The organism is Brenneria nigrifluens DSM 30175 = ATCC 13028 (assembly GCF_005484965.1).
Lineage (GTDB): Bacteria > Pseudomonadota > Gammaproteobacteria > Enterobacterales > Enterobacteriaceae > Brenneria > Brenneria nigrifluens.
This window is the reverse complement of sequence record NZ_CP034036.1, coordinates 2,512,620-2,529,463: the sequence shown is the minus strand read 5'-3', so window position 1 is coordinate 2,529,463 and position 16,844 is coordinate 2,512,620. Positions and strand designations below refer to the sequence as shown.

Annotated in this window: 14 protein-coding genes; 11 read left to right on the top strand and 3 right to left on the bottom strand. The window is 54.2% G+C overall.

Features of this window, described 5'->3' with window-relative positions; all coding sequences use genetic code 11:
• Positions 1 to 3: 3 nt before the first annotated feature.
• From EH206_RS11880 to EH206_RS11865, 4 genes are read left to right on the top strand one after another with little or no spacing between them, the layout of a single operon-like run.
• Positions 4 to 921, top strand: a complete 918-nt coding sequence (locus EH206_RS11880) for an ABC transporter permease (RefSeq protein WP_040343898.1) — start codon at positions 4 to 6, stop codon at positions 919 to 921.
• A 1-nt stretch (position 922) separates the two neighbouring features.
• Positions 923 to 1,813, top strand: a complete 891-nt coding sequence (locus EH206_RS11875) for an ABC transporter permease (protein ID WP_009113006.1) — start codon at positions 923 to 925, stop codon at positions 1,811 to 1,813.
• Positions 1,810 to 2,793, top strand: coding sequence for an ABC transporter ATP-binding protein (locus EH206_RS11870; protein WP_009113005.1), 984 nt, complete (start codon positions 1,810 to 1,812; stop codon positions 2,791 to 2,793). The genes EH206_RS11875 and EH206_RS11870 overlap by 4 nt, the downstream gene beginning before the upstream one ends.
• On the top strand, positions 2,790 to 3,599 hold the full coding sequence (locus EH206_RS11865; protein WP_009113004.1) for an ATP-binding cassette domain-containing protein: 810 nt from the start codon (positions 2,790 to 2,792) through the stop codon (positions 3,597 to 3,599). Before EH206_RS11870 ends, EH206_RS11865 begins: the two co-directional genes overlap by 4 nt.
• Positions 3,600 to 3,607: 8 nt before the next feature.
• Here EH206_RS11865 and EH206_RS11860 read toward each other — a convergent pair whose 3' ends face one another.
• A complete protein-coding gene (locus EH206_RS11860) occupies positions 3,608 to 4,531 on the bottom strand; it encodes a LysR family transcriptional regulator (protein ID WP_009113003.1) in 924 nt (307 codons plus the stop codon).
• A gap of 209 nt (positions 4,532 to 4,740) precedes the next feature.
• Positions 4,741 to 5,001 carry a hypothetical protein gene (locus tag EH206_RS11855; protein ID WP_009113002.1) on the bottom strand — a complete coding sequence of 87 codons (261 nt, stop codon included), beginning with the start codon at positions 4,999 to 5,001 and terminating at the stop codon, positions 4,741 to 4,743.
• Between the two features lie 387 nt (positions 5,002 to 5,388).
• Between EH206_RS11855 and EH206_RS11850 the strand changes: the two genes are divergently transcribed.
• The gene (locus tag EH206_RS11850; RefSeq protein ID WP_009113001.1) at positions 5,389 to 5,646 is read left to right on the top strand and encodes a hypothetical protein; all 258 of its coding nucleotides are present in this window, start codon (positions 5,389 to 5,391) and stop codon (positions 5,644 to 5,646) included.
• A gap of 269 nt (positions 5,647 to 5,915) precedes the next feature.
• On the opposite strand, the gene EH206_RS11845 is transcribed toward EH206_RS11850, so the two are convergent.
• Positions 5,916 to 7,307 carry an NAD-dependent succinate-semialdehyde dehydrogenase gene (locus tag EH206_RS11845; protein ID WP_009113000.1) on the bottom strand — a complete coding sequence of 464 codons (1,392 nt, stop codon included), beginning with the start codon at positions 7,305 to 7,307 and terminating at the stop codon, positions 5,916 to 5,918.
• Positions 7,308 to 7,890: 583 nt separating this feature from the next.
• Between EH206_RS11845 and EH206_RS11840 the strand changes: the two genes are divergently transcribed.
• The 6 genes from EH206_RS11840 (at position 7,891) to ogl (ending at position 16,689) form a co-directional block, all read left to right on the top strand.
• Entirely contained in the window at positions 7,891 to 10,110 is a 2,220-nt protein-coding gene (locus EH206_RS11840) for a sensor domain-containing phosphodiesterase (protein ID WP_009112999.1), read from the top strand.
• Between the two features lie 64 nt (positions 10,111 to 10,174).
• Positions 10,175 to 11,920, top strand: coding sequence for a sensor histidine kinase (locus tag EH206_RS11835; protein WP_009112998.1), 1,746 nt, complete (start codon positions 10,175 to 10,177; stop codon positions 11,918 to 11,920).
• Positions 11,917 to 12,660: a LytR/AlgR family response regulator transcription factor gene (locus tag EH206_RS11830; RefSeq protein ID WP_009112997.1), complete on the top strand. Its 744-nt coding sequence runs from the start codon at positions 11,917 to 11,919 to the stop codon at positions 12,658 to 12,660. The genes EH206_RS11835 and EH206_RS11830 overlap by 4 nt, the downstream gene beginning before the upstream one ends.
• 184 nt (positions 12,661 to 12,844) lie before the next feature.
• The gene (locus EH206_RS11825) at positions 12,845 to 14,068 is read left to right on the top strand and encodes an L-lactate MFS transporter (RefSeq protein WP_009112996.1); all 1,224 of its coding nucleotides are present in this window, start codon (positions 12,845 to 12,847) and stop codon (positions 14,066 to 14,068) included.
• A 205-nt stretch (positions 14,069 to 14,273) separates the two neighbouring features.
• Positions 14,274 to 15,152 (top strand): protease HtpX, encoded by an 879-nt coding sequence (gene htpX, locus EH206_RS11820; protein ID WP_009112995.1) that lies wholly within the window; start codon positions 14,274 to 14,276, stop codon positions 15,150 to 15,152.
• 370 nt (positions 15,153 to 15,522) lie between these two features.
• Entirely contained in the window at positions 15,523 to 16,689 is a 1,167-nt protein-coding gene (ogl, locus tag EH206_RS11815) for an oligogalacturonate lyase (protein ID WP_009112994.1), read from the top strand.
• Positions 16,690 to 16,844 lie beyond the last annotated feature (155 nt).

Here is a 16,844-nt window from a genome sequence, read left to right as displayed (position 1 = left end):
GAGATGCTGAGATTCGCACTAAAAAGATTGCTGGTCGCCGCGCTGGTCGCGCTGGCGGTATCGGCAATCAGTTTTGCGCTGGCCTATCTGGCCGGCGATCCGGCCATCGCCATTGCCGGATCGGGAGCCAGCGCCAGAGACGCCGAGCTGGTGCGCCAGCTTTATGGTTTCGACCGCCCGCTGCCGGAACAGTATCTGCGCTGGATTGGCGGCATACTGCAAGGCAATCTGGGCAACAGTTACTACTTCAACATGCCGGTCGGCCAGATTATCGGCGAACGTATTCCGGTTACGCTGCTGCTGGGCGTCAGCGCGTTCCTGCTGGCGCTGGCGGTTTCCATTCCGCTGGGGGTGCTGGGGGCGCTGAAGCCCGGCGGCATCGTCGACAGGCTGGCGCTGCTGATTGCGGTGACCGGGCAGGCGATCCCCAGCTTCTGGCTCGGCCTGATCCTGATCGTGATTTTCGGCGTCTGGCTGGGCGTGGTGCCGATTTCCGGCGCCGATAGCTGGCAGGGCTATCTGCTGCCGGTGATTGTGCTGAGCTACTACGCGACGCCGGCGCTGATGCGGCTGATGCGGGCCAGCATGATGGACGTGATGCAGGCCGATTACATCCGCACGGCGCGCTCGAAGGGGATCGGTATGCGGGCCGTGGTGACGCGTCACGCTATGCGTAACGCCATTCTGGCGCTGGTTTCCGTCGCGGCGGTTCAGCTCGGCATCCTGCTGTCCGGTTCGATTGTCATTGAAAGCGTGTTTGCCCTCAACGGATTGGGGCGTCTGGCCTGGGAATCGCTGTTGCGCAGCGATTTACCGGTGGTGCAGGGGATTATTCTGATCCTGTCGTTAATCTATGTGGTGCTGACCACGCTGGCCGACTTGATTAATGCCTGGCTTGACCCGCGGATTAGGGAGTCCTGAGATGTCACAGTTAGATTCTTCGCCGGTGGCGGCGGAAAACCAGCCTGCGCGCCGTAGTCTGAAGCGTTTTCGCAAGACCGGCATTATTATCGGCGGCGGCATCCTGTTGCTGATGATCGCCATTGCGCTGCTGGCGCCGTGGCTGGCGCCTTACGATCCCATCGCCCAGGATCTCGACAACCGGCTGGCGCTGCCGTTCTGGCAGGCGGCGGAGAGCGGCGGCCACTGGCTCGGCACCGACCAGCTCGGACGCGACTATTTGTCGCGTTTGCTATACGGCACCCGCATCTCGCTGGGTATCGGCATTGGCGTGGTGGTGGTCGCCGGGGTTATCGGCACCTCGCTGGGGGTGCTGGCCGGCTATTTCGGCGGCCGCGTCGATATGCTGATCAGCTTTCTGATCACCACGCGCCTGTCGCTGCCGATCGTACTGGTGGCGCTGGCGGCGGTGGCGCTGAAAGGGGCGTCGATCATGACGCTGGTGACCATTCTCGGCCTGCTGGTGTGGGATCAGTTCGCCATCGTGACCCGCGCCAGAACCCAGTCGCTGCGCAACGAGGCGTTTGTGCGCGCGGCACGGGCGGTGGGCGCGTCCCATGTGTTTATCATGCTGCGGGAAATTCTGCCGAACCTGCGCAATACCATTATCGTTATCGCCACGCTGGAAGTGGCCAATGTGATCCTGCTGGAGTCCGCGCTCTCCTTTCTCGGTCTGGGCGTCAGGCCGCCCACGCCCTCCTGGGGGCTGATGATCGCCGAAGGGCGCGATAACATTTTGTTCGAGTCGTGGCTGATTGCGCTGCCGGGCGGGGCGCTCTGCCTGCTGGTGCTGGCGGTCAATCTGTTCGGCGACGGTCTGCGCGATGTGATGGGGGCGGGGGTGAAACGATGAATAATGAACCGATACTGACGGTACGCGATTTACGCATCGCCATTCCCACCGAACAGGGGGAATTCAAGGTGGTGCGCGGGGTGGATTTCGACCTGCGGGCCGGAGAAACGCTGTGTCTGGTGGGCGAGTCGGGCTGCGGCAAGTCGATTACCGCGCTGTCGCTGCTCGGCCTGCAAACCAGTAAGGCGAAAATCAACGCCCGGCAGATGACCTTTCAGGGGAAAGCGCTGGACAAGCTGTCGCAGCGGGAGCTGGATGCGCTGCGCGGCCGCGATATCGCGATCATTTTTCAGGATCCGATGACCACGCTCAATCCGACGCTGTCCATCGAAAGACAGATGACCGAAGGGGTGATGCGGCATGAGAAAATTGACCGCCGACAGGCGCGCGAGCGGGCGGTGCAACTGCTGGAGCAGGTGGGCATTCCCCAGCCTGCCGAGCGCATTCGCCAGTATCCGCACCAGTTTTCCGGCGGGCAGCGCCAGCGCATTATCATCGCCATGGCGCTGATGGGCAAGCCGTCTCTGCTGATCGCCGACGAACCGACCACCGCGCTGGACGTGACGATCCAGGCGCAGATTCTGGCGCTGATCCGTGATCTGGCGCGGCAGCACAATTTCGCGCTGTTGCTGATCACCCATGATTTTGGCGTGGTGGCGGCGATGGCGGACAAAGTCAGCGTGATGTATGCCGGACGCATTGTCGAATCCGCGCCGGCCGGGGAGTTACTGCAACGGCCGATGCACCCCTATACGCGCGGATTGATCGCCAGCATTCCGGTTCCGGGTAAAACGCAACCCGGCTCCGATCTGCCGGTGATTGAAGGGCGGGTGCCGGAACTGCTGGGCGAGATGGACGGCTGCGCGTTCCGCTGGCGCTGCGCCTGGCGGCAGCCGGTATGCCAGCAGACGCTGCCGGTGCGGCAAACCGGCGAGGAACATCGTTATGAGTGCGTTCGCACCGCGGAGGAACCGCTATGAATCGTGAAACAGAAACCGGCCCGCTGTTGCAGGTCAACGGCGTCAGCCAGTCGTTCAGCATCGGCGGCGGGCTGATGAAGCCGGCCGGACGGGTACAGGCGCTGGATAACGTTTCGCTGACGCTGAACGCCGGGGAGACGCTTGGGCTGGTGGGGGAGTCCGGCTGCGGTAAAAGCACGCTGGCCAATATTATGCTGGGGCTGAACCTGCCGGAAAGCGGCGAGGTGCTGCTGCGCGGCACACCGGTGCGCGAGATGGAGCGTCTGGCGCGCGCCAGCCTGTTGCAGCCGGTATTTCAGGACCCATACTCGTCGCTCAACCCGTCCTATACCATCTATGAAACCGTGTTGCAGCCGTTGCGTATTCACTGGCGCGGCGGCGAGTGGCGGCGCGAGGTGCTGGATATGCTGGACCGCGTCGGTTTTCCCCGCCGGCTGGCCCACGCCTATCCCGGCGAGCTGTCCGGCGGGCAGCGACAGCGGGTGGCGATCGCCAGAGCGCTGATACTCAACCCGGCGGCGCTGATCTGTGACGAGCCGACCAGCGCGCTGGATGTCTCGGTGCAGGCGCAAATCATCAACCTGCTGCTGTCGCTGAAGCGGGAGTTCAATCTGGCGATGGTGTTCATCAGCCATAATCTGGCGGTGGTGGAGCACTTGTCGGATCGGGTGTGCGTGATGTATCAGGGCAAGGTAGTGGAGCAGGGCGAGTGCGCGGCGACGTTCGCCAACCCGCGCCATGACTACACCCGCAGGCTGCTGGCGGCGACGCTGCTGCCGAAAAACGATACCCGGTTGCTGATTTAACGCATTAGTTAATAGCCCGCCAGTTGCAGCGCCTCAAGCAGACGGTGGTGGAACGCTTCTTCGGCCTGATTATGTTTCGGCGCCTGATTCCACATCAGGTACAGGGTGATGCGCGCGATGCCGTCGTCGGGGGGCAGCTTCCACAGATGCCCCGCCTCCACTTCCGCATTCACCACATGTTCAGGCAGCGCGCCGATCCCCAGCCCGGCGCGCACCATGCGCCGCACTTCGTCGAGGCTGGCGCTGGTGCCGATGATCCGTCCCTCCAGCGCCTGTTGCGCCCGGAACAGCGCCAGCGGCGCCAGTACGCCGTCCAACTGTTCGCTGGCGAAAGAGACGAAATCCTCATTATGCAGATCGCTGACATTCAGATGCGGTTGCCCGAACAGCGGATGCGGCTTCCCACAGTAGAGAAAGTATCGCTGGTGGAGCAACGGCGTATCCAACAGTCCCGGTATGCTTTTGTTTTTCAGGCAGATACCCAGCCCGGCCTGATAATGCAGCAGGGCGTGCTGCACGTCGGCGCTTGAACCGCTGGTAATATCAAAATTGACGCGCGGATGGTGATGGTGGAACTCGCATATCACGCTATCCAGAATGTCGCTGTTGACGCCGGAAACCAACGCCAGGCGCACCACGCCGCTGAGATCGTGCGGCGTGTTCTGCACGGTCATCGACAGCCGGGCGATGCTGCCGTAAATCGCCAGCGCCTCGCGATACACCAGTTCGCCGGCCGAGGTCAGATCGAAAGTGTTGCCGTTACGGGCGATCAGGTTTTGTCCGAGCCGCTCCTCCAGACGTTTCAGCGCCAGACTGACCGCCGGCTGCGTCAGATGCAGCCGGGTGGCCGCCCGGCTGATGTTCCCTTCCTGCACAATCGCCAGAAATGTGCGCAGCAGATTCCAGTCAAGCCGGTCATGAATATGGGACATGCAAATTTTCCTCTGATGCCTTGCCGGATAAATGGCAAGGCATTAACGCATAAAGCTATTTTCAGGGCTGATTATCGTCGATTCCGGTTCGCCAGGGAAAAATGATTTCATAGCTTTTTCCGATGGAAAAGGTGAGTATGGCCTTCGTATCGTAGCGGGTCACCTTGCATGGCCCTGTTTATTTGAGATATCCGTCAGCGGGGAAATAATTAAAATGAAGCCAGCGGCCGCCGGAAATCCGCCGGTTCAGGCGATATGGCTACCGTGCGCAGATGTCGGTTGCAGATAAACCACACCTCGTCCCTGTCGTTGGAGAAAATGTAATAGGCGTCTGACGTTTCCGACGGATTAAACACGCCAATGGCTCGGTAGGCGGTCTCGCAGTTAAATCCGTTGTTAAGCGGCAAGGGTGCCGGTCCGTTGTCCAACTGTTTTATTCTCAGATATAAACCTTCCTCAAACCAAAGCATACCAGCCTCTGCAATTTCACTATGACCTTAAAAGTATAGGCCGCAAATTTCCAAGTAGCGCTTTTTGTGCGTTGAGTTCAGCATCAAAATTGGTGGAAGACGCTATTTACCGGCTTGCGACGCATTTTATTCTGTGAAATTCCCCTCGTGGCGCGCTGATTATATTGTTTATCGCGGTTATGAAGAATTATCAAAAAACCTAATAAGACGTTGTCTGCCATGGGTTCATCTTATTCCACCGGCGATTGGTTGGAAACGTGGAATTAATTTGATCTAAATCACAATCCGCCGGTATACATTTTGTTGTTATGAAAATCCCGTTGTGGGAAATGATCGATAGATTGGCTTCATAAAGGCATGCTAATGGCGGTGTGCCGCGGAGGGTGTATGTCTGTAATTCGCACGTGTTTGAGTCTTTTTGGCGGTGATACGGTAATTGTTCGATGCGCTAATACCTTTGATCTTCAGATGATTAACGGTTCGCCGGCCGTGAACCCTCAAAATAAAACAGCAGAAAAAGACGCTATAAGGCTGAGTGCGGAAGGGGAGGTTTATTTAACGGTTCCTTACACTGGCGAGTGGGATTTAATTATCAATGCAAAGAATGATGCGCCCGAACACTCGATATCCTATTTCCCTGCCTGATGCTATCCTGGTTAATATATTTGATTAGCGCCGTCGGCCTGGTATTTCCGCCGGACGGTGCTTTTCGGATTAATGCTGACCATTTACGTTATTATTGGCGCAACGGGATGGCGGCTAGGCGTTATTTTTGATGGCGTCTGCCAATGCCGCTATCTGCTGTGATATCAGCGCGTTGATTTTTTCATAAAAGTCGCGTTTAAATAAAGACCCGTACTTGATTTCCGCAGCGGAAATTCAAATACGGGTCGTCCTGCTACGAAACCGCTGAATCAGAATTCAGCATCGATATCAACAATGTTGACCAGCTTATGGTTAACGAATTCTTTGATGCCTAATCCGATTAATTCACGTCCGTACCCTGAACGGCGCACGCCGCCAAAGGGTAGGTCGGCTTTGACCATGGTCGGGTGGTTGACAAAAATCATCCCGGTCGAGACTTTCTTCGCCACTTCCGCGCCATGCTGAGCATTCTGGGTGAAGACGGAACCGCCTAAACCGAAAGGCGAGTCGTTGGCGATGCGGATCGCGTCGTCTTCGTCCTTGGCGCGGAAAATCATCGATACCGGTCCGAAGAACTCCATATAATAGGCCGGGTTGTCCGGTGAAATATCGGTCAGAATGGTCGGCTGGACGAACGCCCCTTGCTGCGGCACTTTGGGACCGACTTCCGTTGCGGTCGCGCCATGATCCACGGCGAACTGAATTTTCTCTCTCACTTCATCGGCGGCTTTCTGTGAAGAGAGCGGCGCCAGGGTGGTCGAGGGATCGAGCGGATCGCCCGCGCGCAATGCCGCAACGCCTGCGGTATAGCGTTCAAGGAAGTCATCATAGACTTCATCGACAATAATCATCCGTTTGGAGGATACGCATACCTGTCCGCCGTTCCAGTGGCGGCCAAACACCGCCCACTTGGCGGTTTTTTCAAGCTCGGCGTCAGCCAGCACGATAAAAGCGTCGGCGCCGCCGAGTTCAAGCGTCGATTTTTTGAGCGCTTTGGCCGCCTGCTGGGCAACCAGCGCGCCGGCGTCTTCCGAACCGGTAAGCGCCACGCCGTGAACCCGCGTATCGTTAAGAATAAGTTCAATCTGAGAACGGGTGGCGTACAGGTTTTTAAACGCGCCTTGCGGTAAACCCGCGTCAAGCATCAGTCGTTCAAAAAGCGCGGCGCTCTGCGGCACGTTTGAGGCATGTTTCAGCAGGATGGTATTGCCCGCCGACAGCTGCGGCGCAATGATGCGGGCAATCTGATAGTAGGGAAAGTTCCAGGGTTCGATAGCCAGCAGCACGCCCAGCGGTTCATGGTATATGACCGCTTCACCCTCCGCGGGATCGGCCACCGGCAGTTTTTCCGGCGCCAGAAGAGATTCTGCGTATTTTGCGTAATATTCAAAGATCTGCGCGGACAATTCCACTTCGGCTTTCGCTTCGCTAAACAGCTTACCCATCTCAAGGGTTAATAATTTCGCGTGGTTGTCGCTATCTTTGCGCAGCAAATCGGCCGCACGCTGCATGATGGCGCGTCGTTCGGCGAACGAGGTGTTTTTCCATGTCAGGAATGTCGCGTGCGCGTGTTCTATCGCCGATGCTACTTCGGCATCTGTCGCATCAGGGAAGGTTTTGATCCGTTCCCCTGTGTAAGGGTTCGTGGTGGCGTATGCCATATTATGTCTCCTTAATAGAGGTGAAAATACGCTGGTACAGCTTAGGATAAAAGTATTTCCACATGGTTGCGCTTAGACGCCGTCGCATGGTCGAATTCCCCCTGCATAACCGCGTCTGCTTTTGCGAAATATACTTTTCCGCAAAGGTATATTCATGCTTCTCTAACGAAAATTTAACATACTCAGCATACATCGTTTGATCAACTTGTGCATTATTGATGTGTTGCAAGCAAAGAACTTACCGGTTAGCGACATGCCGGCGGCAAGGCCGAGTATCAGCAGTCTGACCGGTCGGTCTGTTTTTGTACTACCCTGGATGATCAATCCATCATAAGATTTTAATATTTACATTTGTTATTATTTTGCCTGCCCAGGGATGTTAGATCGGCGATATTTTGCCATAATTCTATAAAGGAATAGGATTTTGTTACTTTCCAACTGAATATGTTACTCATTTATTCTGTTTTTCAGCACTGATTTTTAGTGTGTCTGTTCTGCACCATCGCGCAACTAGTTAGATTTATAGCTGAATAATTGCGTATTAATCTGCATACCGAAAAACAGAAAGCATAGGGGGAAACCCATGAGGCATGCGCCAACAGTAGGTAATGAAGCCAATCGTCTTGCCGCTCTCCATGAATATGGCATTAAAAATACCTTGGCCGATCCCGACCTTGATAATCTGGTCAATCTGGCGGCAAACGTTTTTAATGTACCTATTGTTTTGGTCTCGCTATTAGAATCCGAACGGCAGCTACTTGCCGCAGGCGTTGGGGTTTCCTTCAGTGAAACGCCGATAGATATCGCTTTCTGTCTGCATACCGTTCTGAAAAAGAGAATTCTGGTGGTTCCCGATACGCATAAGGATCCGAACTTCAGCAATAATCCGCTGGTCACCGGCGCTCCCTATATTCGATTTTATGCCGGCGTCCCGTTACGGGCGCAATCCGGTCATGCCATCGGGGCGCTGTGCATCATTGATATCAATCCTCGCTCGCCTCTTAGCGGCAGGGATAAACACAATTTGCGGGATCTGGCTACGCTGGTTATGGATAAACTGGAGATGCGCCGGTTGACGCTGGCGCGCAAGGCGAGTCAGGTGCGTTTTGAAAATATTTCCACTACCTCTCCCGATGCCATTATCTGTATTAATGAAAAGGGAATGATTACTTTCTGCAATGCCGCGGCGCAGCAGATGCTCGGGTATACAGGCAGCGAGGTCGTCGGGCAGGACGTTCACGCCATCATCCCCGATTGTTTTCTCGATCGGCTAAATCAGCTGATTGCGGATAGCGATTCTCTGGCTAAAGGCGCCACGCTGGAATTAAAGGTACGGACCAAAGGCGGCGCGCTGGTTCCCGTCGAGCTTTCCATCTCGACGTGGCGGGACAATGCGCATGTCAGTTATGGCGCCATCCTGCGTGATATTAGCGAGCGCCGCCGTAATGAGGAACGGTTGTTTTTACTGGCGCATATGGATCCGCTGACCGGATTGGCAAACCGCAACTTATTGACCTCAAACCTGGTGCAGGCGCTGAAAAATGAAGCGTCGGTTTGCATAATGATGGTCGATCTGGATGGTTTTAAAGATGTTAACGACAGTCTGGGGCACGCCAGCGGCGATGCTATTTTGGTTAACGTGGCAAAAAAAATCCAGTCCAGCGTACGCGCCGGCGATCTGGTGGCGCGTATGGGCGGAGACGAGTTCGCCTTATTATTCCCGGGTCTGGACAGTCAGAAAGTGGCGGCCCAGATTGCCGAGCTCATTATTCATGAAATTTCCCAGCCGATAGTTATTGACGACCAGCAAATCAATATCAGCGCCAGCATTGGCATGGTGCTTTACCCCGCGGACGGCATTACCGCCCAGAATCTGCTGACCAGCGCGGATCTGGCGCTTTATCAGGCCAAGTCCGAAGGCCGCAACTGCCATCGTTTTTTTACTCAACAGCTACGAGATAATTTTCAGGCAAAGCATGCCTTTCAGCTCGAGTTTGCCCGTGCTTATGAACGACATGAGTTTGAGGTGTTTTACCAGCCCCAGGTCTCGCTGTCGAATAATGAAATTGTGGGGGCGGAAGCGCTGCTTCGCTGGCGCCATCCGCATCAGGGGTTACTCGGTCCGGCGGCGTTTCTTGCTGCGCTGGAACATGGCACCTGGGCCGAATGCATTGGCGACTGGGTGATGCAGACGGCCTGCGAGCAGGCCGCCGCATGGCGCAATGCCGGCGCTGAAAATTTTCGCATCAGCATTAATTTGTTTAGCGCCCAGTTTCGCTCGGGTACGCTGTCGCAGAAGATTATGGATGTGCTGTACCGGACCGGTTTGCCGCCTGAGTCGCTGGAGTTGGAAATTACCGAAAACATCATTCTGCGCTACGATGAAAATATGTTGCAGCCGCTCAATGCACTACGCAGTGCGGGAATCGGTATTGCGTTTGATGACTACGGCACCGGTTACGCTTCGCTCAGCATGTTAAAAAACTATCCGGTAACGCGCCTTAAAATCGATCAAACCTTTGTTCGCACCATGTGTGAATCACCTTCGGATGCGGCGATTGTCCGGGCAATTCTCTATCTTGGAAAAAGTTTTGGGTTGGCGGTTATTGCCGAAGGGGTCGAGACGCTGGAACAGTGTGAGCGGCTAAGAAACAAAGGCTGCGAGGAGGCTCAGGGATATTTGTTCGGGCGTCCAATGTCAGCGGCGGATTTCACCCGGCGGCTCAAATTGCATAAAGCGTCGGTTAAAGGGAGAGTTAGCGCATCGGCGTCTGGAATGACGCCAGGGATTAGGGGCAGTTAAAAGTGGAATCCGGATCACATTTTTTCTATAGTTACCAGCCGTTGTCTTACTGCTGGAATGATCCGTGAGCGAAATATTCGAGATGTTGCTGGCGGTGTTCGATCGCGCCGCGCTGATGCTGATTTGTCTGTTCTTTCTTACCCGAACGCGGCAGTTTCGTCAATTGCTGCAAAAAGATCGGCATTCTCCCGGCGAGCGCATCACGGTTACGGCTATTTTTTCTCTGTTCGCGCTGTTTGGCACATATTCCGGCATCAATGTCGAAGGCTCGCTGGTCAACGTACGCGTGATTGCGGTAGTGTCCGGCGGTATTCTGTTTGGACCCTGGGTCGGCATCGCCACCGGGACGATTGCCGGGATTCATCGTTATTTAATTGATATTGACGGCATTAGCTCCGTTCCCTGTCTGATCACCAGCGTTATTGCCGGGGTGACGGCCGGTTATATTAATAAGAAGGTGAAAAAAGAGCGGCAGTGGAGCATGGGGATTCTGGGCGGAATGCTGTGCGAGTCATTGACTATGCTGCTGGTGGTGGTCTGGGCAACGCCTACGGCTTTGGGGGTGGAGATTGTCTCGAAAATAGCGGCGCCGATGATTCTGGGGGCGGTATGTATCGGCTTGATCGTTCTGCTGGTGCAGAGCGTCGCCAACGAAAAAGAAGCGATCGCCGCCAGACAGGCAAAGCTCGCGCTGGACATCGCCCACAAAACCCTGCCGTATTTCCGCAATATCAACAGCGATTCGTTAACCGCTATTTGCAATATCATTCGCAGCGAAATCAATGCCGACGCGGTGGCGCTCACCGATACGCAGCATATTCTGGCTTATGTCGGCGTCGGGGAAGAAAAATATAATATTGGGCAGGATATCATCAGCCCTATGACGCAACTGGCGATTAACGATGGGAAAATCATTATCAAAAATAATGATGAACAACATCTGACGCCGCAAATTCACTCGATGATCGTCATCCCGCTGTGGGAACATGGGCAAGTAACCGGGACATTGAAAATTTATTACTGCCACGCGCACAAAATTACCTATTCGCTGCGCGTGATGGCGGTGGGGCTATCCCAGATAATATCCACGCAGATTGAGGTGTCCCGCATGGAGCAACTGCGGGACATGGCGAACAAAGCGGAGCTTCGGGCACTACAGAGTAAAATTAATCCGCATTTTCTGTTCAATGCGCTGAATGCCATCTCCTCCTCGATACGCATCAATCCGGATACCGCTCGCCAATTGGTGATCAATCTGTCGCGCTATTTGCGTTACAACCTGGAACTGAACGACGACGAACCGATCGATATAAAAAAAGAGCTATATCAAATACGCGATTATATTGCCATTGAGCAGGCGCGTTTCGGCGCGAAATTAACCGTTATCTACGATATTGACGACGATCTGTCGTATAAAATCCCCAGCCTGTTAATTCAGCCATTGGTGGAAAACGCCATTGTGCACGGCATTCAGCCGTGCCGGGGAAAAGGCACCGTCGTGGTGTCGGTGAAAGATCGGGGCGACCATTTGTTGGTGGCGGTGAAAGATACCGGGCATGGCATCAGCCTGGAAACCATGGAAAGGGTGGCGAGAAACGAACTGCCCGGAAATAAAATCGGCCTGCTGAATGTTCATCATCGGGTGCGTTTACTTTACGGCGAGGGATTGCATATTCGGCGGTTGGAGCCGGGAACGGAAATCTCCTTCTATATTCCCCGGCCCGATAAACAGCAGCCGATTATTCCGCAAACGCCAGGCGCGCGCGCCACGATGAACGCTTCCGTTATCCAGTCAGGAGAGAGTCAGTGAGAGGCATTATTGTTGAGGATGAGTTCCTTGCGCGGCAAGAGCTGGGTTATCTTATCAAACAGCACGGCGCGATCCGTATTGAAGAGACGTTCGAAGACGGAATCGACGTACTAAAGTATCTGCAGCATAACGAGGTCGATGTCATCTTCCTGGATATCAATATTCCTTCGCTTGATGGCGTTTGCCTGGCGCAAAATATCAGTAAGTTTGCGCATAAACCTTATATCATTTTTATTACCGCGTATAAGGAGCACGCGGTCGAAGCGTTTGAAGTCGACGCTTTCGATTATATTCTCAAGCCGTATCATGAATCGCGAATCGTCACCATGCTGCGCAAACTGGAAGCGGACTGGCAACAGCGGCAGACGGCAACGGCGGTAGAGCAGGGCAATAGCCTGGGCGCGGCGCGAAATCAGACCGTTAACCTGATGAAGGATGAACGCATTATCGTTACGGACATCGGTGATATTTACTATGCCGCCGCCCAGGAAAAGGTCACGCTGGTGCATACCCTGCGGGAGGAGTTTATCATGCCGATGAATATCACCGAGTTTTGCAGCCGCTTGCCGGAGGATTATTTCTTCCGCTGCCACCGTTCTTACGGCGTAAATCTGACCAAAATTCGTGAAATCGTTCCTTGGTTTAACAACACTTATATCCTGCGGCTGAACGACCTGGATTTTGAAGTCCCGGTGAGCCGCAGCAAAATAAAAGAGTTCAGGTCGTTGATGCGTCTTTAACGGCATTTCATTCCGCATTTCAGGCATCTCATTCCCCGTTCGAACAATCGCCGTCAGCCCGCTTGTATACTGGCTTCAGACCATAAGCTGACGGCGTTTTCGGCGATATTCCCTTCCGCGCGCCAGCCTATATTTTTTAGCGTGCCGAGTGATTCGGACCAAACTTTGATGCAGGGGAAAACCCATGAATGCCAAACCAGTAAACCGGGGGATGATCGTTTTAGGCACCGTTATTGCGCAAATGGGGCTGGGGACGATTTATACCTGGAGTCTGTTTAATCAACCTCTGGTCGATAAATTTGGCTGGTCGCTGAGTTCGGTGGCCGTCACCTTTTCCATCACCAGCTTCTGTCTGGCGGTGGCCACGCTGTTTGCCGGGAAATTTCAGGAACGAATCGGTATCCGCCGTTTGACCCTGTTCGCCGGCATGGCGTTGGGATTAGGACTGATGGCCAGCGCCGGCGTTTCCTCGCTGTCGCTGTTTTATATTCTGATGGGGATGGTAGTCGGCTTTGCTGACGGCACCGCGTATATCATCACGCTTTCCAATCTGATTAAGTGGTTTCCGGAGCGAAAAGGATTAATCGCCGGTATTTCCGTCGGCGCTTTCGGTACCGGAAGCCTGCTGTTCAAATACGTGAACAGTTTTCTGATTGCCGAAGTCGGCGTATCGCAAGCCTTTTTTTACTGGGGGATCATTGTGATGGCGATGATTACCCTCGGTAGTTCGTTGCTGAAAGAGCCAAACGCCGATTCGGTGGCGACCTCGCCGGCGTCCCAGCGTCGAGCCGCGGATTTTTCCCTGGGTGAGATGCTGGCGGTAAAAGAGTCTTACCTGCTGTTCATCATCTTTTTTACCGCCTGCATGAGCGGCTTGTATCTGATCGGCATTGTAAAAGATATCGGGGTACAGATGGCCGGCATGGATATGGCGACGGCGGCCAACGCGGTGTCGGCCATTGCCATCTTCAACACCGTCGGGCGTATCGTGCTGGGGGCGATTTCAGATAAAATGAGCCGCCTGCGGGTGATCTCCTTTACCCTGCTGGTGACCGCCATAGCGGTTTCGGTGATGACGTTTTTGCCGCTCAATCCGCTGCTGTTTTTTGCCTGCGTGAGCGCCGTCGCTTTCTGCTTCGGCGGCAATATCACTATATTCCCGGCGATTGTGGGCGACTTCTTCGGGATGAAAAATCACAGCAAAAACTATGGCGTGATCTATCAGGGGTTCGGCATCGGCGCGCTGTCCGGATCGTTTATTGCCACGCAGTTGGGCGGTTTTCACGCGACATTTGTGGCGATAATCGTTATGTCTCTGGTTTCGTTCATGATAACCCTGTGGGTTAAACCGCCGAAACTGCAACGTTCACCCTCCGTGAAGGCCACGATGGCGCATGCGCAAAGCTGATAAATAAAGGTAACATTTTAGCTACGATCTTCGCCAACAGGAGCCTTCGCGCTCCTGTTGGTCGTATAAGACTTTCTCCTTATAAAATGTAAAGTTATGTGGATTTAGTAACTGAAAAGTTAAGAATGCTTGAAAATGCCGCCGTAGCCCATACGATATGGGTGTTACAAAATTTTATCTTTCTGCGAGAGGAAATCAGACTGCTATGATGCGTATTGCGCTTTTCCTGATCACCAACCTGGCGGTGATGTTGGTTTTCGGGCTGGTACTTAGCCTGACGGGAATTCAATCCAGCAGTGTCCAGGGTCTAATGATTATGGCCGGGCTGTTCGGCTTTGGCGGCGCGTTCGTTTCGCTGCTGATGTCCAAATGGATGGCATTACGATCCGTTGGCGGCGAAGTCATTGAACAGCCACGTAACGAAACGGAACGCTGGCTGCTGGAAACTGTCCGTTCGCAGTCTCAACAGGCCGGCATCGTGATGCCTCAGGTGGCGATTTATCACGCGCCGGATATCAATGCTTTCGCCACCGGCGCCCGACGCGATGCATCGCTGGTGGCGGTAAGCACCGGGTTGCTGCAAAACATGAGCCGCGATGAGGCGGAAGCGGTTATCGCTCATGAAATCAGCCACGTGGCCAACGGTGATATGGTTACCATGACGCTGATTCAAGGCGTGGTGAATACCTTTGTCATCTTCATTTCCCGCTTGATTGCCCAGCTCGCTTCCGGCTTTCTGTCCGGCAATCGGGATGAAGGCGGCGGCAGCGGCAATCCGATGGTCTACTTTGCCGTGGCGACGGTGCTGGAGCTGGTGTTCGGTATTCTCGCCAGCATTATCACCATGTGGTTCTCCCGCTATCGTGAATTCCATGCGGATGCCGGTTCGGCGAAGCTGGTAGGGCGTGAAAAAATGATTGCCGCGTTACAACGGCTGAAAACCAGTTATGAACCACAGGAAGAGAGCAGCATGCTGGCTTTCTGCATCAACGGTAAATCCAAGTCGTTCAGCGAATTGTTTATGTCGCATCCTCCGCTGGACAAGCGTATTGAAGCCCTGCGTTCGGGCGCTTACCTGAAATAACCCAGTACGCGGGGATCTTTCTGCTGGCGACTCGGTGTCGCTGAGATTTCCGCCTGCGCGGGGATGACGATGGCGGTAACCTCAAAGGCCCATACGGGCCTTTGTCATTTCTGTTTTTCGGCGCGAGTATTCGTTGCCTTTCCTTCGTAGTGGCAATGTCATTGAATCTGCATGCCGGGATGAAAATATAGCTCATGCTTTATAAAATAAAATCGCGATCACGGAAAAAATGAAACGTCGTTTCTATAATGTCATGATAACCGACGTTATCGCGTGAGACGGGTTGCCAGGTTGCAGACGACAACGGATAAGAACATGGCTTGCGCGCGCGGCGTCAGATTCTTCATGATCAATTCTAAGGATTTTACGGATGGCCAAAGGCAACAAGTTCTCCCTGGCGTTTCATACCTATCAGGATTCAGTAACCGGTACCGAAGTTGTGCGTTTAACCCCGCCCGACGTCATTTGCCACCGCAACTACTTTTATCAGAAATGCTTCACCCGCGACGCAAGCAAGCTGCTGTTTGGCGGCGCGTTTGACGGCCCGTGGAACTATTACCTGCTGGATCTGAAAACGCGGCAGGCCACGCAGTTGACCGAGGGCGAGGGCGACAATACCTTTGGCGGTTTTCTGTCTCCCGATGACGAGGCGCTCTATTACGTGAAAAACGGACGCGATCTGAGGCGCGTCGATCTGCAAACGCTGGAAGAGAAAAGGATTTATCAGGTTCCTGAAGACTGGGTGGGATACGGTACCTGGGTGGCCAATTCCGACTGTAGCAAAATGGTGGGGATTGAAATCAGCAAAGAAGATTGGCAACCATTGACGGACTGGAAAAAATTCCAGGCGTTTTACTTTACCAATCCGTGCTGCCGCCTGATTCGTATTGATTTGTCCAGCGGTAAAGCGGCAACCATCCTGCAGGAAAACCGCTGGCTGGGCCATCCGATCTACCGTCCCGGCGACGATAACACCGTTGCCTTCTGCCATGAAGGTCCGCACGATTTGGTCGATGCCCGGATGTGGTTTATTAATGAAGACGGCGGCAATATGCGTAAAGTGAAGGAGCATGCGCCGGGAGAGAGCTGCACCCATGAGTTCTGGGTGCCGGATGGTTCGGCGCTGATCTATGTGTCTTATCACAAAGGCAATTCGCATCGTTATATCTGCAGCGTCGATCCCGTCACGCTGGAAAACCGCCGGCTGACCGCGATGCCGCCATGTTCCCACCTGATGAGCAACTTTGACGGTTCGCTGCTGGTGGGGGATGGTTCCGATGCCCCGGTTGACGTGCAGGATGATGGCGGCTACAAGATTGAAAATGATCCTTTCCTGTATGTCTTTAACATGCGGACCGGTCAGCGGCATCGCGTTGCTCAACACAATACCTCCTGGAAAGTGTTGCAAGGCGATCGCCAGGTAACGCATCCGCATCCTTCCTTTACGCCGGATGATAAACAGATTCTGTTTACCTCCGACGCCGATGGCAAACCGGCGCTTTATCTGGCTCGGGTTCCTGACGCCGTGCGGCATTAATCTTGTGCAATAAACCGCGCCGTCACCGATGTCGCGGTTTATCGTCATAAATTTACTTACATATTAATTAGTAAAGTTTTCCGACATCCATCGTTGGCAAACTTGCCTGATTATCGTCGTTGTTCCATTGCCATAATCAAAGTGTTCCCTTTATA